This is a genomic window from Enterococcus sp. DIV0774 (genome assembly GCF_050539095.1).
Classification (GTDB): Bacteria; Bacillota; Bacilli; order Lactobacillales; family Enterococcaceae; genus Enterococcus; species Enterococcus faecalis.
In genome coordinates this window covers 812,501-839,318 of sequence record NZ_CP172923.1, presented here as the reverse complement: position 1 = coordinate 839,318, position 26,818 = coordinate 812,501, and the positions used below count along the sequence as shown (strand labels likewise).

Genomic DNA, 26,818 nt, shown 5'->3' with positions numbered 1-26,818 from the left:
ATGTTATCCTCCTAAACCGACATTTCCTCCAGCATGTCCACCGACTAATCCTGAACGATGAATTGCCGTCGCGCCTTCCAACAAAGAAGAGGCGTGGATTAAAGCTTGAAAGCCAAATTTTTGTCGGATTTTATCAATCAGATAGTTTAACTCCATTTCACTAATTTGCTCTTCTGGTTCCGAAAATAAATCTAATTGTAAAGATTCATTCCAAACTAATTTCCCATAAGAAAGCCCTAATTGCCGGACATCGGTTCCCGCTAGATAATGTTCTCTAAAAAGGGCTAATACATAGGTAATCAAAACTTTTGTATTGTTTGTTGCAGGAATCGTTTGTTGTTTTCGCCAACCAGTTCGTCCTTCACGGTCAATTTGTCCTTTGGAATAACCAACGTAGACTGTGATACATTCCGTTTGACAATGCGCTTTTCTTAAACGAGCAGCCACTTGTTCTGTCAGTTCCTTTAAGACTAGTTCAATCTGATCTCTTCGCGCATAATCTCTCGGTAAAATCTGACTATTCCCAAATGATTTTTCAGCTTTATGTTGCGCTTTTTTCCCTAAAAAGGTACGATCAATCCCCCATGAATGAGCATACAATTGAAGCCCCATCACGCCAAATGTTTCTTGTAAAAGATGCGGATTCGCTTGCGCTAACTCATATACAGAATCAATTCCTAAACGATTCAGTCGTTTAGCCATTCTGCGACCAATCCCACAAAAATCTGTCAAAGAAGGCAACTGCCAGACAGTATCTGGTACACGATCATACCGCCATTCTGCAATAAAATCTGGCGAATGTTTGGCGCCATTGTCCAACGCCAATTTAGCCAGTAACGGATTGTCCCCTATCCCAACGGTCACATAAATACCCACATGATTATAAACGACTCTTTGGATAATCCGAGCCATTTTATAGGCAGTTTCACAATGAAAATAACTTAAAGAAGCCGTTACATCAAGAAATGATTCATCTACACTAAACACAGAGTGATCTTCATCTGCGACAAACTTTTTATATAAATTATTAATTTCTTGATTTTTTTTCATGTACAAATTCATTCGTGGCGGAACCACATATAAATCAGGATGAGCGGGCACTTGATTTTTACGCGTAACATTTGAAACACCTAAAACTTTTTTTGCCATTGGCGATGCTGATAAAACTAATCCCCCCGCATTTTCGGCATTACTCATCACTACCAACATCGTTTTCAACGGATCTAACCCACGTTCTGCGCATTCTACACTAGCGTAAAAACTTTTGCAATCAATACAAAGAATATCGCGACTAGGTTCTTTTTCATAATCAAATTTCACAAACATCACCTCACTTGCAAAATCATTATACGAACAAACGTTCGATTAATCAAGCGAACACTGTTTATTTTTTTGTTTTTTTCAAGAACTGTCGGTGATCAAAAAAAAATAAGTATTCGGAATTTTTATATTCCAAATACTTATTTTTTCTTTTACATCTTATTTCGATTTAAAAATAACGATAAAAAGCCCGTTCCTAACAGAATTACTGCTGAAACATAATAAGGGAAAAAGTGATTGATATCAAATAAAGCTCCTGCTGCCATTGGTCCTAAAATATTACCAAAACTTGTAAATGTCGAATTTAGTCCGTTGATGGTTCCTTGTTGATCTCCAGCATGTTTGGATAAATAAGTAGTTACTGCTGGTCTAAACAAGTCAAACGCTAAAAAGACAATAAACGTTGAAAATACAACAACTAAATTATTTTTTGTAAAGGCAATCACGGCAATAAAAATGGCACTTGCAAAAAAGGTTAATTGGATTAAACCCATTTCGCCTATTTTTTGGACAATTGCATCAAAGAAAAACAACTGACAAATCAACGCTAAAATACCACTAACCGTAATCACGATTGCTATTTCACTTGTGGTAAAGCCAAAATTAATAGTCGCCATAATACTATAAATAGATTCGAACGCTTGCAGGCCAAAAGAGGAAATTAAGATAATCACAAATAATGAGGTAAACATTGGATTTCTTAAAATATCCATAAATGAACCTTTTTTCGCTTCAACAGCGGCTAAAATTCGTTTCTCTGGCTCCTTCAAAACAGTTAATGTCAAAATAAAACCAATAAACGCTAAAAATGCGGCCGCAAAAAATGGAGCGCGAATGCCTAAATAAGCAATAAAACCACCAACTCCTGGTCCGATAATAAAACCACCACTAATTGCAGCTGACACAAGTCCCATCGCTTTCGGACGTTCAGAAATCGTGGTCATATCTGCCACAAAGGCTGTCACTGACGGCATTAATAAAGCGGCGGCAATCCCACCTAAACCACGAGAAATATAAAAACCGCTTTTCGCTTGGGCTAAACCAAATAATAACTCAGAAATTGAAAACACCAACATGCCCGTCGCAATCATTTTTTTCCGACCAATTTTATCCGAAAGGACACCTGCGATTGGCGATGTGATTAATTGGGCAATCGCAAAAATAGAAATCATCATTCCCATTGTGGTACCAGAAAAATGCATTTCTTCTTTTAATTGGGGAATTACGGGAATGACTAGGCCTACGCCTAGAAAAACAAGAAATAAGTTAGAAATTGCTAAGTACATCATACTATTTTTTTTCGTCATAATTTGCCTCCTCCATAAAAAAACAGCCATCAAAAATGGCTATTTCTGTTTCTTTGTATGTACTTTCTTTGACAGTGTTTCGGCTGAAACACTCGTTGAGTCATTGAGATACATTTTACACTAATTCGCTGAAAATTTCACTAGTTTTTACTTATTTTTTTAAAGGAAATTGTTATTTTTTAAAGACATAACTTAAGTATCCAAGTATTTAATGAATTGCTTTTGTTTTTTATCAGAAACATAGCCAATGTGTTCATAAAATTGATGTGCTGCTGTACGCTGTTCCCCTGAATTTAAGCGAATCGCAGACAAGTTATACTTTTTAGCTTCCGTTTCTAGTTTCATCATTAATTGTTTGCCAATTCCACGGCCTTCTGCTTCTTTTGCCACTGCTAATCCCAGAACGTTCAATAACGTTTGGGAATAAATTGTTTCATACAGTTGCGCATGCACATAGCCTAAAATCTTGCCTGTCTTCGTTTCTTCATAAACATATAAAAACTCTCTGTCACTGGCTAGTAGTAATTTCTCAATCTGTTTACAGGTCACGTCAACGGGAACTTCATAGCCCAATTGTTCTTTATTAATGATAGTTAACGCCGCTGCATCTGTTGGCTTCATTTTTCTAATCAAGGGTAACAACCTCCTAAATGATATTTATAGAGTATTACTTTAGCTACTCTATAGTTTTTTCGATAAATAAAGAACTAACTCATCATCATTAACACACCGTTCGTTTGGTTTCAGCTGCTTATTTTGAAACCAGACTCCTGAACCATCTGGCACATATCCTTGTTTGATATATAATCTTTGCGCTGCACCATAACCAGGATGCAGGCCTACTCCCAAAGAAACAGTATCTGCATAACTTTTGGCAACATTTTCTGCACGATTTAATAATAACCGCCCCACTCCTTGTTTTTGAAATGGTAAGAATACATTGAAATCAGCTATTTCAGGATATAAATTTTTAAAAGGTCCTTCCTTAGCTAATGGCAGTAACGTCACATAACCTAACAGCGTTGCCTTTTTCTCCGCTACAAAAACCGTTCGTTGCTTGACTAATTGTTCTTCTAAATAGTTCATTAAAATCTCTTGGCGACTTGGCCAACCTTGTTGGACAAATTGAGTATCCAGCGCTAAGATATCTTTCTCTTGCATTTCTCTAATAACCACTAGCTCAGACATTAGCATTTCCTCCCGAAAAGCGTTTTCATTTTATAAAACGAAGCGAATAATTCTTCGCTCCCTTATTCATTTTCAAAAACCATCGAGTTGATGATATTTGGGCAAAACAGCAACACATGTTTCTTCTGAATTAACAGCAATAACGAACCCTTGCCATAAGGACCACGTCACCGTTTCACCTAATTTCTCTTTCACTCGTTGAATCATTTCAGCTTGCGTTAAGTCTCGTGCAGGAAAATGTTGAACTTTATCATTACTGATTAAAAAAATAAATGATTCTGAAAAAGCTGTCATGACTTCAGGTGGTAAATTTTTTAATCGTTCTTGGTAATCCATTGAAACCACTCCTTCTTTTTTATCATACCACAACATCCATTTCTCTAAAAAGCGCAGCACTTACTACTGAATATCTGCTAAAATTTGCTTGATAATCTGCTTTTCAGACAGTTGTTCAGATAACCGCTGTTCTCCCGGAAACCCTAAATAATCTTCTGGTAGCCACCAACGTTTCATTTCCACGACACCAAATTCTTGATTCTTGTTTCTCTGGCTATGTCTTTTCAGCGTTTCTTCAAAAGAAATATCAAAATAATAAACCTGAACGTTTCCTTCAAAGAGATGGATTATTTCCTGAAAAAAGGAATGATAAATGGCTTTTTGAAAAATCCCTTCAACAATCACATACTGGCATTCTTGATACCCAAAAGCCAGAGGTCGGGACAGGAGTTTTTAGCTTCAAGAAATAAGAAGGAATTTCCGAAAGATGCTTTTCGTCTTTCGAGGAATTTCAGCTTATTTCCGAAGAAGCTGCTCCTCTCCCGCCGTTTATCTTAAGATTCAAGTCTAAGAAAGTAAGTCGTTTCGACTTACGTCCAAAAGACTGTTTCATCTTTAACACGAAGCATTTCTCTGCGCACCACATCTTGAGAAATCAATAACGATTGTTCTTTAAGACACTGATGAAGCGCTTTAGCTATCGTTGTTTTACCACTACCATAATTACCACGTAAAATAATTAATTTCGGTTGCATCTGTTTCCCTCCATTTTCTTGATTGTTGAAAACCAGCAGAAAAGAGCAAAAAACTTGGAAAAAACTCTCCAAGTTTTGCTGTTATTTTGATGAATGTTTCGTTGAATCTCGCTGAATGAATTCCGTTCCGACAATAATTTTTCTAGGAACTGGTGGGGTATTCAAGCATAACTCTTTCATTGTCTCAACTGCTAGCTCACCCATCCATTCAGTATGAACTTTAACTGTTGTTAATGTTGGTGAAACATATTTTGCGACACTAATATCATTAAAACCAATGATAGAAATATCTTCTGGCACACGAATTGCTCCTTCTTGTAACGCCCGCATCGCACCAATGGCCAACGTATCACTTGCAGCGAAAAAAGCGGTTGGACGAGTGTCCGCTTCTTCAATAAAGTCTTTCATCGCTTGATAGCCTTCTTCAACAGAAAAAGCTGCTTCGACAACCCATTCTTGATGATAAAGGTCCAGATCTTTTAAGGTTTCTTTAAAAGCGACAAAACGTGGATCAACCAATGCCACGTGGGACTCTTTCGTATATTCTTGCCCAGAAAGCATACCAATTTTCTGATGCCCTTGCGCCAAAAATTCTTGCACAATTGTTTTAACACTTCCAGCAAAATCAACAACAATGGAGTTTTGGCCAAAAGCCATTGCATCAAAGTCTACAAATAAAAGAGGTGCGCCTAAGGCGGCTAAGGCCGCCACTTGCTTTTCATCAAATTTTCCTAGGGCAATTGTCCCATCAAATCTTTTTTGAGACAGGTTTGTCAGAGATTCTTTGACTAAAAGAAAACCCAATTCCTCTGCCCGCTTTTCAACACCTAAACGAATCGATAAATAGTAAATATCATCCAGTTCTTCTGGATCGCTGAACCATTGGACAAACCGAATTTTCTTTTTTCCTGCTTGTTTTTTTCTGGCTCGCTTTTTATAATTTAACGTTTCTGCTGTTTCAAATATTTTCTTCTTCGTTTCATCACTAACTGATAATGTTTCATCATAGTTCAAAACTCTCGAAACTGTCGCTGAAGAAACACCGACTTGCTCTGCTATATCTTTAATGGTTACGATGTTCCTCACCTCAAACTAATCATTTTCTATACATTGAATAAATCGTTCAAAAGCACGACGGCCTTCTTCATCACGTTTAAAGACGCCGGCATCTGTTAAAATTTGAACAAAAATTGTCCCAATTCCTTGTTGGATCACTTCTTTGACATTGGCTTCAGTGATGGTTTGCTGACTGAGTTCATCCGCCCAAGCTCGATGACTTTCAGCAATTTGATTGGGTTGCTTTAATAAATACTTTTCGACTTCTTTTAATTCTTGTGCCAGCCTTGGTGGCAAAATAGCTAGTCCCATTACTTCAATTAAGCCAATATTTTCTTGCTTAATATGTTGTACTTCTGGATGTGGATGAAAAATGCCATCTGGAAATTCCTCCGAAACATTATTATCTCGTAAAACTAAATCCAATTCAAATAATGACCCTTTGCGTCGAGCAATTGGCGTAATCGTATGATGCGGTGTACCATCTTCTGAATAGGCCCGAACTGAGACTCGTTCATCAGAATAATTGCGCCATTTGGTCAAAATTAATTCGGCCGCCTCAACTAGTTCCTCTTGACGATCACTTTGAAGACGAATCACAGACATCGGCCATTTTAAAATACCCGCAGTTATCTCAGGATATTTTTTCAAAGAAAATCTTTTTTCCATTGGTGCTAAATCCATTGGAAATGTATGACGTCCTGCTTGGTAATGATCATGAGATAAAATAGAACCACCAACAATTGGCAAATCTGCATTAGAGCCCACAAAATATTCAGGGAATAACTCCGTAATTTTAAGGAGCCGCTGGAACGTTTTTTTCTCTATTTTCATTTCTCGATGTTGTTGGTCCAAGAAAATCGCATGCTCATTATAGTAAGCATATGGCGAATATTGAAAGCCCCAAGCTTCGTCCTCTAAATTTAGTCGGATAATCCGATGGTTTGTCCGTGCTGGATAATTTACACGGCCATAATAGCCTTCATTCTCCATACATAACATACACGCTGGATATTTTTTTTGACTCATTTTCTTTTCAGCCAAAATTTTTCGAGCATCCTTTTCTGGCTTCGATAAGTTAATGGTAATTTCTAGTTTACCATAGGGTGAGTCCATTGGGAAAATAATATTTTTGGCGATTGCTTTCGTTTTAATGTAGTTATTTGTTTTACATAACTGATAAAAATAATCCGTTGCTTTTCGTGGAGACTCTTGATAATAATCCATAAACTTCCGATTAATGATGGTTGGGGTCGGCGTAATAAAATCCATTAACTCTGCTTCTAGTTGTTCTGCTTCCGTAATTGAGTCATCGATTTGGTGATTGGCTTGTGCAATGTTTAAAAGATGTTCCACCACACGCAACGGTTCTTGCTCACAAACAACCGCTTCTGGTTGTTCAAAAAAATCACAGCCAACTAGTTTGGCAATCCGATTCGTCAAATAATAACGGTCTGTTTCCGTCCAATCGCCATTTTCTATGATTATCTCTACAAATGCAGCAATCCATTTACTACTTTCTTTCATCATCTGATGTTCTCCTATTCATTATAGCCTTGAGGATGTTTCACATGCCATTGCCAAGCGGTGGCGATAATATCCTTGACCTCAGTTACTTCTGGTTGCCAGCCTAAAACTCGTTTGGCTTTTTCACTAGAAGCAATTAACGTACTAGGATCCCCTGCTCGGCGTGGCGCGATTGTCGCAGGAATTTCTTGGCCTGTCACTTCGCGAGCAGCATCTAACATTTCTTTAACAGAATAGCCGTTGTTGCTTCCCAGGTTAAAGACGTCACTTTCGCCGCCATTTTTCAAATATTCTAAAGCCAAAATATGTGCTGCAATCAAGTCTTCAATATAAACATAATCTCGAATGCACGTGCCATCAGGTGTATCATAATCATCCCCAAAAATACTTAGCTCTGCTCGTTGGCCCAATGCCACTTGTAAAATAATTGGCACAATATGCGTTTCTGGCGTGTGATCCTCACCAATTGAGGCATCTTTTTTTGCTCCCGCAACATTAAAATAACGCAAAGCAACATATTTCATTCCATAAGCGTTGTCGCACCATTTCATGATTTTTTCCATCATTAATTTACTTTCCCCATACGGATTTTTAGGATTCGTTGGGGTTTCTTCTGTAATAGGCATTGCTTTTGGTTCGCCATAAGTGGCCGCTGTGGAAGAAAAAACAATGTGTTTCACCCCGAATTCTTGCATGACTTCCAAGGCAATTTGAGTGCCGTGAACATTGTTATTGAAATACATTAACGGTTGCTCCACGGATTCTCCTACTAAAGAATTGGCCGCAAAGTGTAACACCCCTTCAATTGATTCCTTTTCAAAGACACTACGTAAAAAAGCTTTATCACGAATATCGCCTTCATAGAAAGTCGCTTGTTCATGAACTGCTGAACGATGCCCCGTTAATAAATTATCAACAACAACAACGGCATAGCCTTTTGAAATTAATTGATCGACGGCATGTGAGCCGATGTAGCCTGCGCCACCTAATACTAAAATAGACATTTAAAGCCTTCCTTTCTAAAATAACTTTCTGGCACCATCATCAATTGATGCAGGATAAAAATCAGCAGCATAGCCAATTTTATCTTGATAACTCTGGCCAACAGCTTCAATAAATGCATCTATATTTTTCTTTGGTACCAAAGCAATACTACAACCGCCAAACCCTGCACCAGTCATCCGTGCGCCCAAAACGCCTGGTTGTTCTTGCGCACAAGCCACTAGGGTATCCAACTCAATACCGGTTACTTCGTAATCTTCTTTTAACGAACGATGTGAGGCATTTAATAATAAGCCAAATTCTTCCAAATCCCCTTCAGTTAGCGCTTGTTTTGCCAATAAAGTTCGTTCATTTTCTGTGACGGCATGACGCGCTCGTTTAATCAACGTTGGATCTCCAATCAATGCTTGATATTGGTCAAATGTCTCGCTGTCTAATTCACCTAAAAATTCAATAGATAACTCTTTTTGAAGCAAACGAACGGCTTCTTCGCATTCTGCACGGCGTTCATTATATTTTGAATCTGCTAATTCACGACGTTTGTTAGTATTCATAATGACAATCGTATACTCACCTAATTTGGCGGGAACCATTTCATAGTGCATATTATTGGTATCTAGTAGAATAGCTTGATCTTTTTCTCCCATCCCCACGGCAAATTGGTCCATAATTCCTGAATTAACGCCAATAAATTCATTCTCCACTTTTTTACCGATTTGCACCAATTCAAGCATTGGACAGTGTAAAGCATATAAATCATTACAGATCGTCCCCATTAAAAGTTCAATAGAAGCAGAAGAAGACAAGCCAGCACCATTAGGAATCGTACCGTAGAAGAGCACATCTAAGCCAGAATCAATATTGTGTCCGCTTTCAATCAAGTAATTTAAAACGCCTTTAGGATAATTTGCCCAATCATCTGAATCTGAATAGGTTAAATCTTCTAATGAAAATTCGATGAGACCAACCTCTTTAAAATTATCAGAAAACATCCGAATTTTTTGGTCGTCTCTTTTTCTTGCCACACCAAATGTCCCTAACGTAATAGCCGCTGGGAAAACATGACCGCCATTGTAATCTGTATGTTCACCAATCAAATTAATTCTTCCAGGGGCAAAATAACAGGCTGTCCCTTTCTCACCAAATATTTCTACAAATCGATTCATTAACAGTTCTTCCATCACTAATCGCTCCTTTCACTAGTAAACAAATTGTATAATATTTACTAAACTTTTGCAAATATTTACTTAACATTTTCTTGATTGTCATTTTGATTGAAAACGTGTACAATACAATTAAATAAAGATTTATTTTCTTAGCGTTTCTTTTTGACTATTTAAATAATCTAAACAACAAAATTAAATTTACTAAATATTTACTTAAAGGAAGGATTGATTATTTTGACTATTTCAACTGAATCATTTGGACAAGGAATGCTTCTTTACACACTGACGAATAAAAATGGTGTGACTTTAAAAGCAACAGATTTTGGTGCGCGAATTGTTGCGCTCGACGTTCCTCTTACAAAAAATGAATCCCGATCACTCGTGCTAGGCTTTCCCTCAGCAGATGAATATTTGTCTAAAGACGTATATTTTGGTGCAACAATTGGTCGAACAGCTGGCCGAATTGCCGATGGCTCCTTTGAACTAGCGGGTAAAACGTATCAAACGATGATTAATACTCCTACTCAAACAACACTTCACGGTGGCACACCTGGGTTTGAAAGTAAAAAATGGCACAGCGAAATCCAAGAGGCACAAGCAAATCCTTCTGTGAAATTTTGGCTAGAGAGTCCTGCTGGTGAAAATGGTTTTCCTGGAAATCTCACTGTTTCAGTCACGTATACATTGACTGAAGAAAATGAATGGCAAATTGAGTATCAGGCAACTACAGATGAACAAACACTTTTTAATCCAACCAATCATGTCTACTTTAATTTAACTGGAAATCCTGCAATTCCCATTGATGCGCATGAGTTACAAATAAATGCCCAAAAGTTTGTCCCGCTTGATGAAAGAGTTTTACCGCTTGGAGAATTAGCTTCCGTCGACCAGACAGCTTTTGATTTACAAAAACCTAAAAAATTAGCTGAGGTTTTTTCAAGTAACGATGAACAAATCCAAAAGATGAACGGCTTCGATCACCCTTTCATCTTAACCAATCATGATTTAATTAACCCAGATGTTATCTTAAAAAGTCCAACTAAAGATATCACCTTAGAGATGTTCACTGATCAACCTTCAGTTGTTATTTTTTCAGCAAATTTTGCTGATAACGGTCCCGATATTCAAGGGCAAAAATTAGTCAATCACGGAGCGCTCACATTTGAAACCCAAGTCTGTCCTAGTGCTGAAAGATTTCCCTTGTTCGGTTCTATCACCCTCTCACCTAAACAGGAATTTCACTCAACGACCCGTTTCAAACTAATTTATTAAGTGAAAAGATGCTCTTAACCAAGCTTATCTTCGAACTAAAAAAGATAAGAATGGTTAAGAGCACTTCTATTATTTGACATTTTTAATCGCTCCATTTACACTATTTTCAATTAGAAAGGCGGTGATGTCTATGTATGCAATCAAATTTTTTCATGGCTATTTAACTGCAGATGGTAAACGTACGCGAGATAAATCAGGTTGTTTAGTTTACCACTCTGAAAAAGAAGCACAAAAATTAGCAGATAAAATTGGCGGGAGAGTTAAAAAAATTGGATAACCTTAGGTAAAGGATAGATAAGCAAGGCTATTTTGCTATCTATCCTTTTTTATTTTACATATTCCTCGACTTATTGTGTTGATTTGATACAATAGAGAAAAAGCCTAAAGGAGCGCTTACATGAAACAAAATGACTTTGATTATATGCAAATGTTAAAAGGTGAATTATATTACGCCCCCACCATTTTACCCGAAAACAAATCAACAAAAGGCAAGGTGTTAGCTCAAAAAATCAATCAACTTCCTATCGATAATGTGAAAGAAATTGTGGCCCTAGAAAAAGAATTATTAGGAAAAACTGGCAATGAGTTATATATCACTCCACCCCTCCATGTAGACTACGGTCGCCATATTGAGGTAGGAGAAAATTTTTATGCAAATATGGATTGCATTTTTTTAGATGTAAACAAAATCATCTTCGGTGATAATGTCATGGTTGGCCCTCGTGCTAGTTTTTATACTGCCGGCCATCCAATTGATCCAACGATTCGAACTGCAGAATTAGAATTCGGTACGCCAATTATTGTTGAAGATAACGTGTGGATTGGCGGAAGTGCCACCATTTTACCTGGCGTTACAATTGGAAAAAATGCTATTGTCGCTGCTGGTGCTGTGGTTACAAAAGACGTTCCTGCCAACACGATTGTTGGAGGTAATCCAGCAAAAGTCATTCGCAAAATTGATGAAAACGATCAGCAATTTTGGACAGAAAAGCAACGGCAGTATCAAATCGCTAAGAAGCAATTCTTTCATGAATAAAAAATCCCCAATCCAATGAAAATAACGGATTGGGGATTTTTTATTTTAATCTTCTTCATAATAATTAAACATCCAATGGATGCCAAACTGATCTTTCAGGGAACCATACTTTTTGGACCAAAAAGTTTCAGACAATGGCATTGTAACAGTGCCACCTTCAGATAATCGTTTAAATAAGCGATCAATTTTTTCATCATCATCTGTGCTAACCACGAGCGAAAGGTTATTTCCTTCCGTAACTTCAAAACCAAACATATCAGGAACATCTGAAATCATTACATAGGTTCCTTCAATAATGATACTTGCGTTCATCACTAAATCCTTTATCTCGTCGCTTATAGGATGCTCAGGATCCTCAGGTGCTTCGCCAAAAGTCATTAAATTTTGACATTTTGTATCAAAAACATCTTCATAGAACGCAATTGCTTCTTTTGCTTCACCTTTAAAATTTATATACAGCTCTAACAAATGACTCACCTTCTTTCATGATCAAATTTTATACTTTATTTTCTCATGATTTGTCAGAAAGCAAAAATAGTCTGCTTAAAAATCTGATTTTTCTAGTAACAAGGTAACAAATTTTTCCAAATACAGTTGGTCAACCGCATCATAGCTATTTGTTACACCACTATCAATATCTAAAACACCGACCAATTGATGATTTTTTACCATTGGTACAACGATTTCAGACATCGCAGCTGAGTCACAAGAAATATAATTGGCGTGTGTCTTCACGTTATCAACAATCAATGTAGCTTGTTTTTCCGCGGACTCACCACAGACACCTTTGCCCATTTTAATTCTGGTACAAGAGACTTTCCCTTGAAAAGGACCCAAAACTAATTCTTCATTTTTATATAAATAATACCCAGCAAAAACGGTATCTGGTAATGTTTGTGCAATTAACGCGGACGAGTTTGCTAAATTTGCAATAGCATCCGTTTCTATTTCTAACAAACCGCTCAATTGTTGTAAGCACAATTCGTAGGCTGCTTTTTTGTTTTCTCTCGTTTGTTCAGTCATGCTTGGTTCATCTCCTTCATTTTGTCTTATTATAAAGGAAGATACGCAAAAGTGCTATGTTAAAGTGAGTCAAACAAACTTGAAACGCTGATACACGTTGTGAGCAGAAGCACTTTATAAGGATTAAACTGTGACGAGTAACCGCTGGACTGACACTATGTGTCGCTCAGAGCTGAACCCTGTTTCCTCTGTTTGGCTTTTTAGCATTCTATTTCTACCTAATTTTAAAGCAAGTTAAACCCATTGTCCTTTCAACATAATCTGGCGTTTCTGTGGTTTTCTAGCAATCACTTCTGCTGTAGAAGCTGCTTCTGTAAAGATAAAGTTTGCTTCGTCGCCTTCTGTAAACCAAAGACGTTCTTCTTCAAATGAAAAAGGTGCTTCTTTGCCGCAGCCATGGACGTAAGCTTGAGTAAGTTGCTCTTCTGTAATCTTTCCTGTCATTTCACAAAAATTACGTAATTTTTCAAATAAATCACCTGAAACATTAGAACTCCAAGAGTCAAAAAAGCCATCACTACCTAAATGAACCGATACACCAGTTTGGCGTAACACATCAATTGGTGGCAATAAATAACGAGGATCATAGGGAATTGTAGACATAATCGCCGTTTGATGCGTTGCCAAGCGTTGGTATAGTTTTTCTTTTTCTGCTGGTCGTACATCTAGCAGCGCAAAGGCGTGACTGATAGCGGTTCGCTGAGTAAATTTTCGTTCTTCCAAAATGTCTAAAAATTTATCAATTGTATAAACACCCACTTCCCCCGTATCATGCAAGTGAATATCGATTCCTACTTGAAATTCTTCTGCCAGATCGAAAATGGTTTCTAAAGATTCTTCAATTGCATAATCAATGCCTGCAGGATCTAAACCGCCAACCATTGTTCCACCATTTTTTAGGGCTTCTCTCATGAGTAAAACCGTTTGGGGATTTTTTAATAATCCATGCTGTGGAAAGACAACAATATCATAATCAATCACATGCGCATATTTTTCTAAGGCTCTTTTGACGCCCCAGAAGTTTTCTAGTTCTACATAAGGATCAATGTTGACATGTGTCCGAATATAAGAGGCTCCATACCCAATCAATTTTTCAATCATGGCCGTCGCTCGTTGTTCTGTTGACGGCGCTAACAATTTAAGTTCACTGGCTTCGTCTGCTAAACGCTCTTTTAAATTCTTAACAGGTTGGCTAGCACGCCAGCCTAATGAAAGGTAGGTTTTATCTAAGTGGTTATGGCTCTCTTGAAAAGCGGGAATAGCCAGTTGTCCGTTTAAATCAGTTCCTTGTTGCTTTTCAGTGACTTGATTTTGCGGAATAATCGCTTGAATTTTGCCTTCTTGAATCGCTAAAGTATAGCGTGCGGTTTTAGTATACGTTAATTCGTGGTGGTCTTTAGCAAAACCAGTTTCTAAACGAACATTATTCAAATAAACAATGGATGCTGTCATTCTCTTTCCCCCTTTTGAACGGCTTCAACCAGTTGTCCTTTTAGTATCAGTTGTTGGATTGGCTGTTGGCGTGCAATCACGTGAGCAGTGCTCTCAGCATTAAATAGTAGGAAATCTGCAGAATCGCCGACGTTAGGCCAAACTCGCTGCCCGTTAGGATCAAGAGGCGTTACAAAATTACTCGCTAAGCCCCATAAACGATTCAAGCGATACTCATCGCTAATTTTAAATCTTTGAGCGGCTGTATTTAATTTTTCTATTGTATTGCCACTGCCAAAAGGCGACCAATGATCCGTCAAACTGTCATGAGCCACGGAGATCTTAACACCTTGTTCAACCAAGGTTGGAATCGGCATGGTGGGCATTCCAATCGGTACAGTCGAAGTCAAATCAATCCCTGTTTCGATGAATTTTTGCGCAATGTCTCTAATTGCTGCTTCTTCTAAGCTCCCCAAAGCTAAAGCATGACTTAAAGTAACTTTGCCAAACATCTTTGCTTGTTCTGTATAATCAACAAATTTATTAAATTCATAAAGTCCCAAAGTATCACGGGCGTGTAAATGAACATCAATTTTTTTATTAAATGTGGTAGCTAATTCAAATATTTTTGCGATTGAATGATCCACATGACGATCCACAAGGGCTGGATCAACGCCGCCGACATGAGTTGCCCCCATGCGTAAGGCTTCGCGCATCAAAGGTTCGACTTGTGAGCGGAGTAATCCGTGTTGAGGAAAAGCCACAATTTCATGAGTAACGTATTGTTCATATCGACTAAATGCTTCTTTAGTAATTTCAATATGTTTCGTTCCAATAGATGGATCTACATTACAATGACTGCGAATATGATAATGGCCTTGTTGAATATACTGCTCAATAACTTGGCAAGCACGTTCTAAACTAGTTGGTAATTGTTCAGGTAACAGCCAAGTTTCTTCTTCAATACGTGTTAAAATTCCTTTCGTTAGTGGACGACAGGCCTTCCAAGGTCCCCCAAAATACGTTTTATCAATATGAATATGCATTTCTCTTAGAGCAGGTAAAACGAGTTGCTGATTCACATCGATAACTGTTTCGCTCTCTAAAGGCCTTAACTGCGGTGCGACCGCAGTACAGACCTCGTTTTCAATTCGAATATCATAGCTAGCTGTTTCTGTCGCAACAATTCGCTGATTCACAGTAGAAAATCCTGTTTCTAATTTACAGTTTTTTAAAAGCATGACAAACCCCTTCCTACCTTCATTCAATTAGTTAACATAAGCCCATTTTAAACTGTACGTAGGTCCAAATGAATGCCAATACAGATCCTTGATTTTTTGATTAGCTAATACAGAAATGCTTCGATTGTAGATTGGTGCTAAAACCGTTTCCTGATTCACCAAAATATCTTGTGCTTGAGCAAAGTCATTTAAACGAGCCTCTTGATCAGCCGCATGTGTTGTTCTAGTCTCTTGGATTAATTGATCATACGTATCACTCTTGAACGTTACGCCGCCCAAGGTACTATCCGAAGTAAAAATGCGCATAACTGTTAATGGATCACGATAATCGGTTCCCCAACCAGATAATTCTAAATCATAGTCTCTCGTTTGATCACGATCAACACGAATAGTAAAAGGAACTTGAGTAACATTCACTTCTAATCCGTCTAGATTTTCTTCCAATTGAAATTGGAAAAACTCAGCAGCTTTTTTGGCGCTGTCTGTATCATCTGTTAAAAATTCTAATTTGATTTTATCCAGCCCAATTTCTTTTTTCCCTTTTTCCCAGAATTCTTTTGCTTTCGCTGTATCGTAGGTTAAGTAGTTATTTTTCTTAGCAGCTAGTTTTGTGAAATCTGTTCCATCTGGCGCAATCGTTTGTCCCGGCGGAATTACTTGATCTGTGGCCGTTGATTGATCTTGCAAGACTTCTTTTACAAAACTTTCTTTATCAAAAGCTTGTGCCAACGCTTTACGAATATTGTTGTTCGCTAAAGCCGGATTTTCTTTTCCATCACGAACACTGTTCATTTTTAAAAAGTATGTGACGAATTGAGGAATTGAAAGAAAGGCTGGATTATCAACATAACCAGGAATAAATTCACCACTTAGCTTATTCACTACATCCAATTCATTCGAGTCAAACAAATTCACCGCTGTCGTTGGGCTCTTAATTACTGAAACTTTCGCTTCTGTTAATTTAACTTTTTCAGCATCCCAATACGTATCATTTTTTTCGTAGGTCCAGTCATCGGAAGAGGCATTATCCCATTCTTTCAATTTAAAAGGACCATTATAAATCAAATGTTCTGCATCAGTGGCATATTTATCCCCTTGTTCTTTGATATATTTTTCATTTTGTGGAAACAAAACAGGAAACGAAAGTAATGATTTCAAATAAGGGGTAGGCCGCTCTAAAGTTATTTCTAACGTTTTATCATCTAGCGCCTTAACCCCAAGAGTATTCACATCTGCGCCTTCTAAAGCAATTTCCTTAGCATTTTTAATGACATCAAAAAATAACGCTTGATGAATCGACCCTGATTTAGGGGAAGCAACTTGTTGCCATGCATAAACAAAGTCATTTGCTGTTACTGGATCATCATTCGACCATTTGGCATCTTCTCTAATCTTAAATGTATAAACGGTTTCATCTTCAGAAATCGCTGGTTCTTCGGCAGCGACCCCCAACTCTAACTCGTCTTCTTTACCTAAAACATAGAGTCCTTCATAAACTTGATTCATGACTAAAGTCGAGGTCGTATCCCCCGCTGTGTGTGGTTCCATTGTCGAAATAGCCGCTTCAGAACTAATTGCAATTTTTTGTTCCGCTGCTTTGTTACTATCAGCCGAGTTTCCCGTTCCCGCCTGACAAGCCGTTAAAGCTAAAAGCAAACCGACGCATCCTAACATTTTTAATTTTTTCATACCGATCCCTCCATTTTACAAACTATAACCTTCAAAGTTACCAGAATTTTCTGATAAAATATAGAAAAAGAAGCATATCTGATAAGAGTCTCAAAAAACTTACAGATTATAGAAATACTTGAGAAATTTAAAGTAGCTGAAACAATAGTAAAAGCATTAAAAATTAAGTATACTATTGCTATATCTTTAAACGATGCGTTTCTATAGGTTGTAAGCGCTGATTGTTCTTATTTGGTCACTTGTGACTACCAATCACGTGATGACTTGGAACTTTTTTCTATTAGTATAAGGATACCTTATTTTCCCTAAAATAGTTTTGTAACATCTTACAATAAATACACTTAATTTTTAGATAATTCATACAAAAGGAGGCCTTGCTAATGATGACGGTCAATGATCTACTCCATGCAGAAGAACTACCTGGTTTAACCTTATTGACGCACGAGACCAATTTAGATGCGCCAATTCTACAAGCAAATATTTTAGAAAATCCTGATGCTTTTGACTGGTTAACGCCAGGAGAAATTTTATTAACTACCGGCTATATTTTCAAAGATCAGCCTTGCTTGCAAAAACGTCTTATTCAAGAACTAGCAAATATGAACTGCGCTGCTCTAGGCTTTAAAGTCCAACGCTATTTCAATGAAGTTCCACAAGAGATGATCCAATTAGCGAATGACGTCGGATTACCAATTCTCTCAATCCCTTATAATTACAACTTTTCTCAAATTATTTCATTGGTCAATCGCCGAGTCAATCAACCTGACGAAACGATTAGCCAACATTCTGTTCATATGCATAATAAATTTTATACAATTATCAAAGCTGGCGGAAAAAGTACCCAATTATTAGAAGTATTAAGTGCCGCGATTCAAGCGCCTGTAATGCTTTTAGACGAGCGTTTTCAGATTATGAATCATTTTGATTTACCTGATGCGCCAACAAGAATCACCAGTATTTTAAACAACGCGACTCTCAAAAAACAGTTTGAGACAGCTTTAAAAGCCCAGAACAATGAGCTCCTATTATTTTATAAAGAACCATTGACTGTTGAATTTTCCTTAGCGAACCATCAGTTATCTTTGCGAATTTTACCCATCAAAAAGAAAAATCTCAGCTTATCTTACTTAGTGATTTGGCAAACTACCAAAAAATTACAGACGATTGATTTATTATCTGTAGAGGTCTGTGCTCACTACCTTTTACCACAACTTCAATTAGAATCTTCGGAAAATTTAACAACGAGGCAAAAGATTGGGGCGCTGTTTCAAGACCTTATCCAAGAAAAAAATACCAATCCTCAAGCTTGGCAAGAATTTAGTAATTATCTGCAATTAAATGAAAAAGATACATTTAGTCTCTTGCTTGTAGCCATTGAACAATTGGAACAACTGTTTAATCCGACTATTCAAATGAATAGCATTGGCCATCAATTGAATCATATTTTAGAAGGATATCGACAAAAAATTACTGCCTTTCCTACACAAACTGGCTTTATTTTATTACTAGAAAATCCAGCACAAGAGGAAGCCACCTACCTTGCACAAACCACTCATCTTGCCAAGAATTTACTAGAGCAACTAATGAAACTGAATCCAAAATTATCATTTAAATTAGCGATTGGGCCAACTGTCAAAAAAATCACCAATCTGTGTGATTCTTATAAATTAGCACAAGAAACATTCCACTTAGCACAAGCAAGTCAAGAATTACAACAACGAACTATTTTGAATTATGACGACCTCTTTTTTTATCGTTTAATGATCGAAACCCTGACCAAAAAAGCCAAACAAAAAATATATCAACGATTGATTGAACCATTAGAAAAAGAAGATCAAAAACATGAAAGTTCCCTACTAGAAACCATCAACACCTACTTTCAATCGAATAAAAATATTTCGTTGACTGCCACAAATATGTATGTACATCGTAATACAATTATTTACCGCTTAAAAAAAATAGAAGAGATTCTTCACTTAACTTTAGAATTTCCTGATAGTTCGCTACAACTAAGTTTGGCTGTTTATTTATATAAACAAAAATTACTATAAAAAGGCCACCACGAATAGTAAATCGTGGCGGCTTTTTTAACTGTTTCAATTTTGTTAGCGAATAATCATTACAGAAATTGGTGCATATCGAGCCATATAAGCTGCTTGGCTACCAAAAAAGCTTTTTAATTTGCTAGTTGACTTGGAGCCAATAATTAACAAATCTGGTTTATTCAAAGGAATAAGCTTATTAATAATTAATTCTCCTGGGTTCCCTTCATTGACAATTACACTTACTTTATCGATGCCATTCGCTAACGCTTCTTGTTGATATTTTTCCGTTTGTTTCTCTAATTTCGCCAACTGTTCTTGCCAATAATTTTTATCTAACGATTGGTAAACATTAATCTCTTTCTCTTCTAAAATCGAAACAATAACCAATTCAGCTTGTTCTTCTTTTGCTTTTTGGATAGCATAATGAAATGCTTTTAACGCATCTGGCGACTCTTCAACACCAACCATAATTTTTGAAAATTTCATTATTTAACCTCCTCTACTTGTTGCTCCATAGCTGCAAGCTGCTGTGCATATCGTTTATCGCCTTTATATAATTCCACAACCGTCCAAACTAACAAGAGGATGACGAGTGCTATGATGACATAGGCAATATTATCGGCTAACGTAATTTGACTCGCTGTCGGATTATCACCGAAAAATCCTTCAATTTGATCAGGTAAGCCTTTCATATTGAGGTAAATTAAGCCAATGACAGAAACCCAGCCTAACAATTTAATTAACCACGAGTTTTTAAAATGTTCACCCATTTCAACACGGCTATCTGTAAACATCAGTAAAGGCAACATAGAAAATGGCAAAGCAAATGCTAGAAAAACTTGTGAATTGTTCATTAAATTATTAATCGCGATATGCTCTTCCACTGTACTTTTCCCGCTGGTCATTAAAACACAGATTAAGACAGGAATAACAGATAACAAACGTGTGACCATCCGACGTAACCAAATTGGCACGCGCATATGAATAAAGCCTTCCATAATGATTTGACCAGTTAACGTTCCTGTAATTGTTGAATTTTGTCCTGATGCCAATAAGGCTACCGCAAATAAAATTGATAAAATTCCAGAACCTGCAATATGCGCTAAAATAGAATTACTCATAACCGCTGGATTTGATAAAGCATCAAACAAACCAAAGAATGAAGGATCTTTGACACTGCCGGATTTAAAAACGGCCACACCCATAATCAATAACAAAGAGTTAACAAAAAATGCCATCGTTAATTGAATATTAGAATCCCAAGTTGAAAAGCGTAAAGCGCGTTGAATATCGGTTTTATCTTTACGATCAATTTTACGACTTTGTACAACAGAAGAATGTAAATACAAATTATGAGGCATCACTGTTGCACCAATAATCCCCAATGCACCTGTCAGTGGCGTTTGCCCATTCACCGCATGTGATGTAGAAAAAGCTTCTGCGCTAGGAACCAGCCCTTTAATTACATCTCCCCATACTGGATTTGACAATGCCACTTGATAAGCAAAAATCACAAAAATAACAACAATTAAAGCAACAACAATAGCTTCAATTTTTCTAAAACCAATTTTTGTCAATAACAACAAAAGTAAAACATCAAATACCGTAATGAAGACAGCCAGACCTAAAGGAATATGAAATAATAAATATAAGGCAATTGCGCCCCCGATAACTTCAGCGATATCTGTAGCCATAATTGCTAACTCTGTTAAAATCCATAATACAATACCTAACGTCTTACTAGTTCTAGCACGAATCGCTTGTGCTAAATCCATCTGTGAAACAATGCCTAATTTAGCAGCCATATATTGGAGCAACATTGCAATCAAACTGGAAATTAAAATAATCGACATCAATAAATATTGAAAATTTTGTCCCCCAGTAATTGAAGTAGACCAGTTTCCTGGATCCATATACCCCACTGCTACCAATGCTCCTGGACCTGAGTAAGCAAATAACGTTTTCCAAAAACTCATATTTTTAGGCACGTCGATGGTGCCATTAATTTCTTCAAGCGAAGGACCATTTGCATATTCAATCAAATGATGTCTTTGCTTTGGTTCATGTTCTTCTGAATTTTTCAATTCAATTCCTTCTTTCGTTTTGCAATAATTTTAAAAGGCCCTTCCCGTTAGAAGGTTAACCTCTAATATATTTTAGGTACACCTAAAATATACTGCTAAAAATAACAAAATGCAAGACTTGAAAGAAAATTTTGACAGTGTAAAAATAGATTGTCGTAAATGTGCGGTCTTAAAGTTTGAAGAAATCAGGGTAGCTGGTAGTTGATTATCTTAAGAAGTAGAAAATAAGAGACCTAAGTCATTTCGGCTTAGGTCCCTTATTTTATTTTTATTCGGTTATTCTATTAAGAATGGTTGCTACAATTTCTGTCGTGTCAGCTGAATGATTTCTAAAAATCTCGGTAAACTGAATCTGACGAAAACCTTCAAGTACTTCGGGCAACTTATTTTTCCCCCATTCAAAAGTTCCATCATTTCTTTTCAATAATCTCTGTAAAATTTCTTCTTTCTCGACCGCTAACAAAAAATGATAAACGTCAATGCCTGCTCGTCTCAGATATCCAATCAGCTCTTCTTCATATTCATTTTTATAAAGGGTCATTGGAACAATAATCGGCCGTCCAGACTCTTTGGACATTCGTTTTAATAAATGAGCATTCCAGCAACGCCATTCCTGATACTCTTGAAAATCATTTTCTTTCATTTCTTCGGGAACTAGCTCCATCAATGCACTACCAATAATTTCTGGATCATAAATGATTGCATTGGGAAGTTTTTGTTGTAACTCATGTGCAATGGTCGTTTTTCCGGCTCCAAACGCACCGTTTAACCAAATAATCATCATAATTTCCTTTCTTCTGAACAAATTTCTTTGTTGTTTAATTTAGGTGCTAGATTACTTTTAATTTTTTTAGCCATTCACTTATAGTTACTACTTACATCTTTAACAGTAAACGAGACAAACTAAAAATACAACATCCTACGCTATTAACCTCGGGTTACATAACATACTCATCTGATAATTTCTCCCTAAAAAAACAGAATGTGGGCAATCTTTTTAAGAATCATTGAATAGAATAACAACAAACAGTAATTCAGGTATAACCAGCTAGAAATTGTTTTATTTTTAGTCACGAGTATGATAAGCATGTAAATCAAATAGAATCATATTAGGTGAGGTTACTCTGAAGAACACAGGTTATCGCTCGGAAATGTCGAGAGACAGTAACGAGTAAAGCAGGGATTGTCGAATTAAGGCTTTCCTAAGATAACTAGAATTTTTTTCTTACGTCTCAGAAAGCCAAAGCTCAATTATTGTGATTACCCTATAATCTTCTTCTTTTATTCGGCGACCTCTTTAATATGATTAATTGGAGGTTTTTAAATTGAAAGCTGTCACTGCATCATCTAAGAAAAATACCCTACTTGCTAAAAGTATCGGGAATCTTACCTTACTCATCATTTTAGGCATTTTCATTTTTATCATCGTCTTCTCTTGGCTAAAAATGAATCGCCCTCTTCACACCCTTCCCTCAGAAGAATTCCTCGCAACACCAAGTAAAACAGATGATTTCTTATCTCCATCAAATCTTTTTTACTTTTCAATTCGAACCATGTTTCGAATGATTGTGGGTATGGCTTGGTCCTTCCTGTTTTCCTTTGTTTTTGGTATTTTAGCCGTAAAATATAAAACGGCAAGAAGAGTCATTTTACCATTAGTTAATTTCCTTGAATCTGTTCCATTGCTAGGTTTTTTGACCTTTACAACTGCTTGGTTACTTGGTTTATTTCCAGGAAATGTGATGGGCGCAGAAGCGGTTGCTATTTTTGCCATCTTCACAGGTCAAGCTTGGAACATCATGTTGACTCTTTATCAAATAATGGAAGTTATTCCTTCAGATCTAGTCAATGTGACCGATCAGTTCAAGTACAATGCTTGGGAAAAATTTTGGCGTCTTGAATTTGTTTACTCAATTCCTGGCTTACTTTGGAACGTTATTATTTCTCAAACTGCGGCTTGGTTTGCCTTGGTGGCCAGCGAGCAAGCTTCTGTTGCCTTTCCTAAAGAAACCAACCTTTATTTACCAGGAATTGGTTCTTATATCCAAGTAGCATTAAATCGAGCCGACTTTAAATCCTGTTTATGGGCTGTTTTTGCCTTATTAATCAATGTGGTGATTTTAAACTTTTTAGTTTTTCAACCTTTAGTTCGAGCCACTTATTATTTTAAATATGAAACAGATGTCGAAAGTACGACGCCACCTAAATCCATCATTTATCATTTATTAAAAAAAGCAACTTTAACGAAATACTTTTCAAAAGCTTTTGTGAAATTCAGTCATTTTTGGATTTACGATTTACCAAAAGTTTGGTACTTTTTCAAGCTAGACTATCTCTATCGATTACTAGCAAAATTACGCCATTTCTTCAAAACATTATGGTATGTCAGCTTAACCATTATTGGGGTTTATTGTTCTATTAAGCTCTATCATTTCTTGCCCCATCAAGATTTCAGCATGATTCCTAGATTAACCCTTTATACTACACTACGGGTTACCTTGGCCATGGTCGTTGCTGGCATTATCTTTACTCCCTTAGCAATCTGGGTTGCGAATGATAATCGGCGCTTAAGTATCGTTCAACCGATTGGACAAATTTTAGGCTCCATTCCGTCAAATGTTTATACTCCATTCATTGTGTTGATTATTAGTATGGGCTTCAACAAATTAGAATGGTGGATTCTACCACTCATCATGGTTGGTTGCCAATGGTATTTTTTCTTTAATGTAATTGCTGGCTACTTAGCCATCCCTGATGATATTCGTGACGTAACCAAACTTTTTAAATTATCTAAATGGCAATGGTGGACAAAATTTTTGATCCCTTCTATTTTACCTTACCTCATTACAGCAATTATTAACGCTGCTGGTGCTGCTTGGAACGCTGATATCGCAGCAGAAAGCATTCAATGGGGAAAAAAATCAATAGATGTTACTGGCCTAGGACAATATATTGCGGCAAACGATGGCGTAAAAGATAAATCTGCCTTAGGAACCTTAGCGATGTGTTTCGTTGTTGGTTTATGTATCGCCTTTGTTTGGCAGCCTTTATATCGAGCAGCAAAACAAAAATTTCACTATTAATAGCTGGACGACTCAACTCGACTAAATTTTTAAGATAAACTAGAGAGGAGAACGATAGGTGATTTCCCTTTGCCTATCTAATAAGACGATGGAAAATAAAGAATTATTAAGCATAAAATCAGTATATAAAGAATTTGAAATTGAAGGACATTCAGAACATTTAAAAGTCCTTGAAAATATTGATTTAACGGTTAAAACGAATGAATTTTTAAGTATTATCGGACAATCAGGAACAGGAAAATCAACGTTGCTCAGAAGTATCGCTGGACTTCTTCGTACAACTAGAGGTGAAATTACTTTTGAAGATAAAATCATTAATGAGCCTGATGCCAATATCGGCATGGTTTTTCAACATTTTGCCCTTTTTCCTTGGTTGACAGTTGAAAAAAATATCAGCTTTGGCTTAGAAAACCGTAAAGAAATTTCCCGTGAACAAATAAATAAAAGAGTCAGTAATCTCATTGAAATGATTGGTTTAACTGGTTTTGAAAAAGCATATCCCAGAGAGTTATCTGGTGGAATGAAACAGCGTGTAGGCTTTGCTCGTGCTTTAGCCATCGAACCTAGCTTATTGCTCTTAGACGAACCTTTTTCAGCTTTAGATATCATTACAGCCAGCCAATTATCTAACGATTTATTAGAAATTTGGCTAAACAATCAAATTGCGACTAAATCAATTGTAATGATCACGCATGACGTTCAACAAGCAGTCCAACTTTCTGATCGGGTTGTATTAATGGATGCAAATCCTGGTCGTATTGCCAAAATTTACTCAATCGATATCCCCAGAAATCAACGTTCGCCAAAAACAACCATTGATATTGTAGAACAAATAACAGAAGAAATGGTTCGTCGCATTCATTTGTAAATAGAACTGTTTTGACTTCTGCTTATGTCTTGACAAAGAGTTACTTAAAAGACTATTATTTCTTTGTAATAAGTTAGGTGAGGCTCCTATACAAACATAGGCTATTGCTCAGAAATGTCGAGAGACACCAATGAGTAGAACAAGACTGGTCGAGGAGAAGGCTTTTCTCAAAATAGCTAAGAGTGATCTTTACGTTGTATAGTGCTAAAGCTCAACGTTCATGTTGATGTATATTTTTAGTCTCTAGTCAATCAGTTAAGTACTTTTATTTAAAATTAAGAGAGGAGTGAAAGTATGACTACTATGTTAGCAATCATTGGAACTGTTGTAATCATCACAGTTCAAGTTATTGAATATAATATGACAGAAATTCATATTCCCACTGCAGGAACATTTAATGACGATGATGCAGAACCCCCACATTCTTCTGTAACCCTTGTATTTATTCGCACTATACTTATCACTCTCTCACTTAACTTTCCATCTCATTTTTTTGAGATGGTTTTTTTATGTATTCGAGAAAATAATAAACAAAAAAGACTGTTAAATCAATGATTTAACAGTCTTTAGTATACCGGCGGCCGGGGTCGAACCGGCACTCCCGTGAAGGAACTGGATTTTGAGTCCAGCGCGTCTGCCAATTCCGCCACGCCGGCAAGATATTTTTGGAAGGCGGTAACCGGATTTGAACCGGTGATGAAGGTTTTGCAGACCTCTGCCTTACCACTTGGCTATACCGCCATATTCCATTTTTGTTACAAAAAAACTGGGGTAGCTGGATTCGAACCAACGCATGACGGAGTCAAAGTCCGTTGCCTTACCGCTTGGCTATACCCCAATAAAATTACAAAGGGCGACCGATGGGAATCGAACCCACGAATGCCAGAGCCACAATCTGGTGTGTTAACCACTTCACCACGATCGCCGTAATCTTAAAAAGTGTATCTATTAAATAATTAAATGGCAGGGGCAGCAGGAATTGAACCCACACCAACGGTTTTGGAGACCGTTGTTCTACCTTTAAACTATGCCCCTAAAATGGAGGAAAGTGGATTCGAACCACTGAACCCTAAGGAACGGATTTACAGTCCGTCGCGTTTAGCCACTTCGCTATTCCTCCATAAATGGCGTGAGACAGAGTCGAACTGCCGACACACGGAGCTTCAATCCGTTGCTCTACCAACTGAGCTACCACGCCTAAAACAAAAGCTTGTTCAAATAATTTTCAAGTAACAACATTAAATGGCGGTTCCGACGGGATTTGAACCCGCGATCTCCTGCGTGACAGGCAGGCATGTTAACCCCTACACCACGGAACCAACCGAGTAATGGAGGTTAACGGGATCGAACCGCTGACCCCCTGCTTGTAAGGCAGGTGCTCTCCCAGCTGAGCTAAACCTCCAAAAAGGAATGTTACTATTAAAATAAATGACCCGTACGGGACTCGAA

The 26,818-nt window shown here is 37.1% G+C and carries 24 protein-coding genes, 10 tRNA genes, 2 pseudogenes and 2 riboswitches (1 of these 38 only partly in view); of the genes and pseudogenes, 7 read left to right on the top strand and 29 right to left on the bottom strand.

The window, feature by feature from the left end; all coding sequences use genetic code 11:
- Positions 1-3: 3 nt before the first annotated feature.
- The 11 genes and pseudogenes from IGL86_RS04165 to IGL86_RS04115 form a co-directional block, all read right to left on the bottom strand.
- The gene (locus IGL86_RS04165) at positions 4-1,326 is read right to left on the bottom strand and encodes a Y-family DNA polymerase (protein WP_002382081.1); all 1,323 of its coding nucleotides are present in this window, start codon (positions 1,324-1,326) and stop codon (positions 4-6) included.
- Positions 1,327-1,472: 146 nt separating this feature from the next.
- Positions 1,473-2,627, bottom strand: coding sequence for a multidrug efflux MFS transporter EmeA (gene emeA / locus IGL86_RS04160; RefSeq protein WP_002358140.1), 1,155 nt, complete (start codon positions 2,625-2,627; stop codon positions 1,473-1,475).
- 192 nt (positions 2,628-2,819) lie between these two features.
- Positions 2,820-3,260, bottom strand: a complete 441-nt coding sequence (locus IGL86_RS04155) for a GNAT family N-acetyltransferase (RefSeq protein ID WP_341853155.1) — start codon at positions 3,258-3,260, stop codon at positions 2,820-2,822.
- A gap of 48 nt (positions 3,261-3,308) precedes the next feature.
- Positions 3,309-3,821, bottom strand: a complete 513-nt coding sequence (locus tag IGL86_RS04150) for a GNAT family N-acetyltransferase (RefSeq protein WP_002384748.1) — start codon at positions 3,819-3,821, stop codon at positions 3,309-3,311.
- 66 nt (positions 3,822-3,887) lie between these two features.
- Positions 3,888-4,187 carry a hypothetical protein gene (locus tag IGL86_RS04145; RefSeq protein WP_025186579.1) on the bottom strand — a complete coding sequence of 100 codons (300 nt, stop codon included), beginning with the start codon at positions 4,185-4,187 and terminating at the stop codon, positions 3,888-3,890.
- Between the two features lie 27 nt (positions 4,188-4,214).
- Positions 4,215-4,532 (bottom strand): annotated as a pseudogene (locus IGL86_RS04140) (hypothetical protein); the annotation flags it as partial.
- Between the two features lie 160 nt (positions 4,533-4,692).
- Positions 4,693-4,918, bottom strand: a pseudogene (locus IGL86_RS04135) (AAA family ATPase); the annotation flags it as partial.
- A 9-nt stretch (positions 4,919-4,927) separates the two neighbouring features.
- Positions 4,928-5,932: a LacI family DNA-binding transcriptional regulator gene (locus IGL86_RS04130; protein WP_080280122.1), complete on the bottom strand. Its 1,005-nt coding sequence runs from the start codon at positions 5,930-5,932 to the stop codon at positions 4,928-4,930.
- 6 nt (positions 5,933-5,938) lie between these two features.
- Entirely contained in the window at positions 5,939-7,429 is a 1,491-nt protein-coding gene (gene galT / locus IGL86_RS04125; RefSeq protein WP_193363170.1) for a UDP-glucose--hexose-1-phosphate uridylyltransferase, read from the bottom strand.
- Positions 7,430-7,443: 14 nt separating this feature from the next.
- On the bottom strand, positions 7,444-8,433 hold the full coding sequence (gene galE / locus IGL86_RS04120; protein ID WP_010710165.1) for a UDP-glucose 4-epimerase GalE: 990 nt from the start codon (positions 8,431-8,433) through the stop codon (positions 7,444-7,446).
- Between the two features lie 15 nt (positions 8,434-8,448).
- Positions 8,449-9,612: a galactokinase gene (locus tag IGL86_RS04115; protein WP_033625492.1), complete on the bottom strand. Its 1,164-nt coding sequence runs from the start codon at positions 9,610-9,612 to the stop codon at positions 8,449-8,451.
- A gap of 252 nt (positions 9,613-9,864) precedes the next feature.
- Between IGL86_RS04115 and galM the strand changes: the two genes are divergently transcribed.
- The 3 genes from galM to IGL86_RS04100 all read left to right on the top strand — a co-directional run bounded on the left by galM (position 9,865) and on the right by IGL86_RS04100 (position 11,905).
- Positions 9,865-10,869, top strand: a complete 1,005-nt coding sequence (gene galM, locus IGL86_RS04110) for a galactose-1-epimerase (protein WP_050443838.1) — start codon at positions 9,865-9,867, stop codon at positions 10,867-10,869.
- Positions 10,870-10,999: 130 nt separating this feature from the next.
- Positions 11,000-11,146 (top strand): hypothetical protein, encoded by a 147-nt coding sequence (locus IGL86_RS04105; protein WP_002384758.1) that lies wholly within the window; start codon positions 11,000-11,002, stop codon positions 11,144-11,146.
- Between the two features lie 120 nt (positions 11,147-11,266).
- Complete coding sequence (locus IGL86_RS04100; RefSeq protein WP_002379300.1) at positions 11,267-11,905, top strand: sugar O-acetyltransferase; 639 nt, start codon at positions 11,267-11,269, stop codon at positions 11,903-11,905.
- Between the two features lie 45 nt (positions 11,906-11,950).
- Here the strand turns inward: IGL86_RS04100 and IGL86_RS04095 are convergent, their stop codons facing one another.
- The 5 genes from IGL86_RS04095 to IGL86_RS04075 all read right to left on the bottom strand — a co-directional run bounded on the left by IGL86_RS04095 (position 11,951) and on the right by IGL86_RS04075 (position 17,289).
- A complete protein-coding gene (locus IGL86_RS04095) occupies positions 11,951-12,382 on the bottom strand; it encodes a VOC family protein (protein ID WP_025192069.1) in 432 nt (143 codons plus the stop codon).
- Positions 12,383-12,448: 66 nt separating this feature from the next.
- On the bottom strand, positions 12,449-12,928 hold the full coding sequence (locus IGL86_RS04090; RefSeq protein WP_033625490.1) for a GAF domain-containing protein: 480 nt from the start codon (positions 12,926-12,928) through the stop codon (positions 12,449-12,451).
- A gap of 234 nt (positions 12,929-13,162) precedes the next feature.
- Positions 13,163-14,380: an amidohydrolase gene (locus IGL86_RS04085; RefSeq protein ID WP_010815950.1), complete on the bottom strand. Its 1,218-nt coding sequence runs from the start codon at positions 14,378-14,380 to the stop codon at positions 13,163-13,165.
- Positions 14,377-15,627 carry an amidohydrolase family protein gene (locus IGL86_RS04080; RefSeq protein ID WP_161633945.1) on the bottom strand — a complete coding sequence of 417 codons (1,251 nt, stop codon included), beginning with the start codon at positions 15,625-15,627 and terminating at the stop codon, positions 14,377-14,379. Before IGL86_RS04080 ends, IGL86_RS04085 begins: the two co-directional genes overlap by 4 nt.
- Entirely contained in the window at positions 15,628-17,289 is a 1,662-nt protein-coding gene (locus tag IGL86_RS04075; RefSeq protein ID WP_002363656.1) for a peptide ABC transporter substrate-binding protein, read from the bottom strand.
- A gap of 380 nt (positions 17,290-17,669) precedes the next feature.
- On the opposite strand from IGL86_RS04075, the gene IGL86_RS04070 reads away from it, so the two are divergent.
- Positions 17,670-19,340: a PucR family transcriptional regulator gene (locus IGL86_RS04070; protein WP_033624890.1), complete on the top strand. Its 1,671-nt coding sequence runs from the start codon at positions 17,670-17,672 to the stop codon at positions 19,338-19,340.
- Between the two features lie 54 nt (positions 19,341-19,394).
- On the opposite strand, the gene IGL86_RS04065 is transcribed toward IGL86_RS04070, so the two are convergent.
- The 3 genes from IGL86_RS04065 to IGL86_RS04055 form a co-directional block, all read right to left on the bottom strand.
- On the bottom strand, positions 19,395-19,820 hold the full coding sequence (locus IGL86_RS04065; protein ID WP_002358161.1) for a universal stress protein: 426 nt from the start codon (positions 19,818-19,820) through the stop codon (positions 19,395-19,397).
- Positions 19,820-21,418: an Nramp family divalent metal transporter gene (locus IGL86_RS04060; protein WP_002382010.1), complete on the bottom strand. Its 1,599-nt coding sequence runs from the start codon at positions 21,416-21,418 to the stop codon at positions 19,820-19,822. The genes IGL86_RS04065 and IGL86_RS04060 overlap by 1 nt, the downstream gene beginning before the upstream one ends.
- Positions 21,419-21,686: 268 nt before the next feature.
- A complete protein-coding gene (locus tag IGL86_RS04055) occupies positions 21,687-22,202 on the bottom strand; it encodes an AAA family ATPase (RefSeq protein WP_002384763.1) in 516 nt (171 codons plus the stop codon).
- Positions 22,203-22,516: 314 nt separating this feature from the next.
- A riboswitch (M-box (ykoK) riboswitch) is annotated at positions 22,517-22,684 on the top strand.
- A gap of 44 nt (positions 22,685-22,728) precedes the next feature.
- On the opposite strand from IGL86_RS04055, the gene IGL86_RS04050 reads away from it, so the two are divergent.
- The 3 genes from IGL86_RS04050 to IGL86_RS04040 all read left to right on the top strand — a co-directional run bounded on the left by IGL86_RS04050 (position 22,729) and on the right by IGL86_RS04040 (position 25,924).
- Positions 22,729-24,501, top strand: coding sequence for an ABC transporter permease subunit (locus tag IGL86_RS04050; protein ID WP_002384764.1), 1,773 nt, complete (start codon positions 22,729-22,731; stop codon positions 24,499-24,501).
- Between the two features lie 88 nt (positions 24,502-24,589).
- The gene (locus IGL86_RS04045; RefSeq protein ID WP_002360638.1) at positions 24,590-25,369 is read left to right on the top strand and encodes an ABC transporter ATP-binding protein; all 780 of its coding nucleotides are present in this window, start codon (positions 24,590-24,592) and stop codon (positions 25,367-25,369) included.
- Between the two features lie 62 nt (positions 25,370-25,431).
- Positions 25,432-25,599: riboswitch (M-box (ykoK) riboswitch) on the top strand.
- Positions 25,600-25,663: 64 nt separating this feature from the next.
- Complete coding sequence (locus IGL86_RS04040) at positions 25,664-25,924, top strand: hypothetical protein (RefSeq protein ID WP_010713556.1); 261 nt, start codon at positions 25,664-25,666, stop codon at positions 25,922-25,924.
- A 17-nt stretch (positions 25,925-25,941) separates the two neighbouring features.
- On the opposite strand, the gene IGL86_RS04035 is transcribed toward IGL86_RS04040, so the two are convergent.
- From IGL86_RS04035 to IGL86_RS03990, 10 genes are all read right to left on the bottom strand, one after another.
- Positions 25,942-26,025 (bottom strand) — tRNA-Leu (locus IGL86_RS04035).
- A gap of 14 nt (positions 26,026-26,039) precedes the next feature.
- Positions 26,040-26,110: transfer RNA gene (locus IGL86_RS04030), tRNA-Cys, on the bottom strand.
- 25 nt (positions 26,111-26,135) lie between these two features.
- Positions 26,136-26,207, bottom strand: a tRNA-Gln gene (locus IGL86_RS04025).
- Between the two features lie 14 nt (positions 26,208-26,221).
- Positions 26,222-26,294, bottom strand: a tRNA-His gene (locus tag IGL86_RS04020).
- A gap of 36 nt (positions 26,295-26,330) precedes the next feature.
- Positions 26,331-26,404: transfer RNA gene (locus IGL86_RS04015), tRNA-Trp, on the bottom strand.
- A 4-nt stretch (positions 26,405-26,408) separates the two neighbouring features.
- Positions 26,409-26,489: transfer RNA gene (locus tag IGL86_RS04010), tRNA-Tyr, on the bottom strand.
- A 5-nt stretch (positions 26,490-26,494) separates the two neighbouring features.
- Positions 26,495-26,567, bottom strand: a tRNA-Phe gene (locus IGL86_RS04005).
- A 45-nt stretch (positions 26,568-26,612) separates the two neighbouring features.
- Positions 26,613-26,688, bottom strand: a tRNA-Asp gene (locus tag IGL86_RS04000).
- 10 nt (positions 26,689-26,698) lie between these two features.
- Positions 26,699-26,771, bottom strand: a tRNA-Val gene (locus IGL86_RS03995).
- 27 nt (positions 26,772-26,798) lie between these two features.
- Positions 26,799-26,818, bottom strand: a tRNA-Glu gene (locus IGL86_RS03990); it runs 52 nt beyond the window's last position.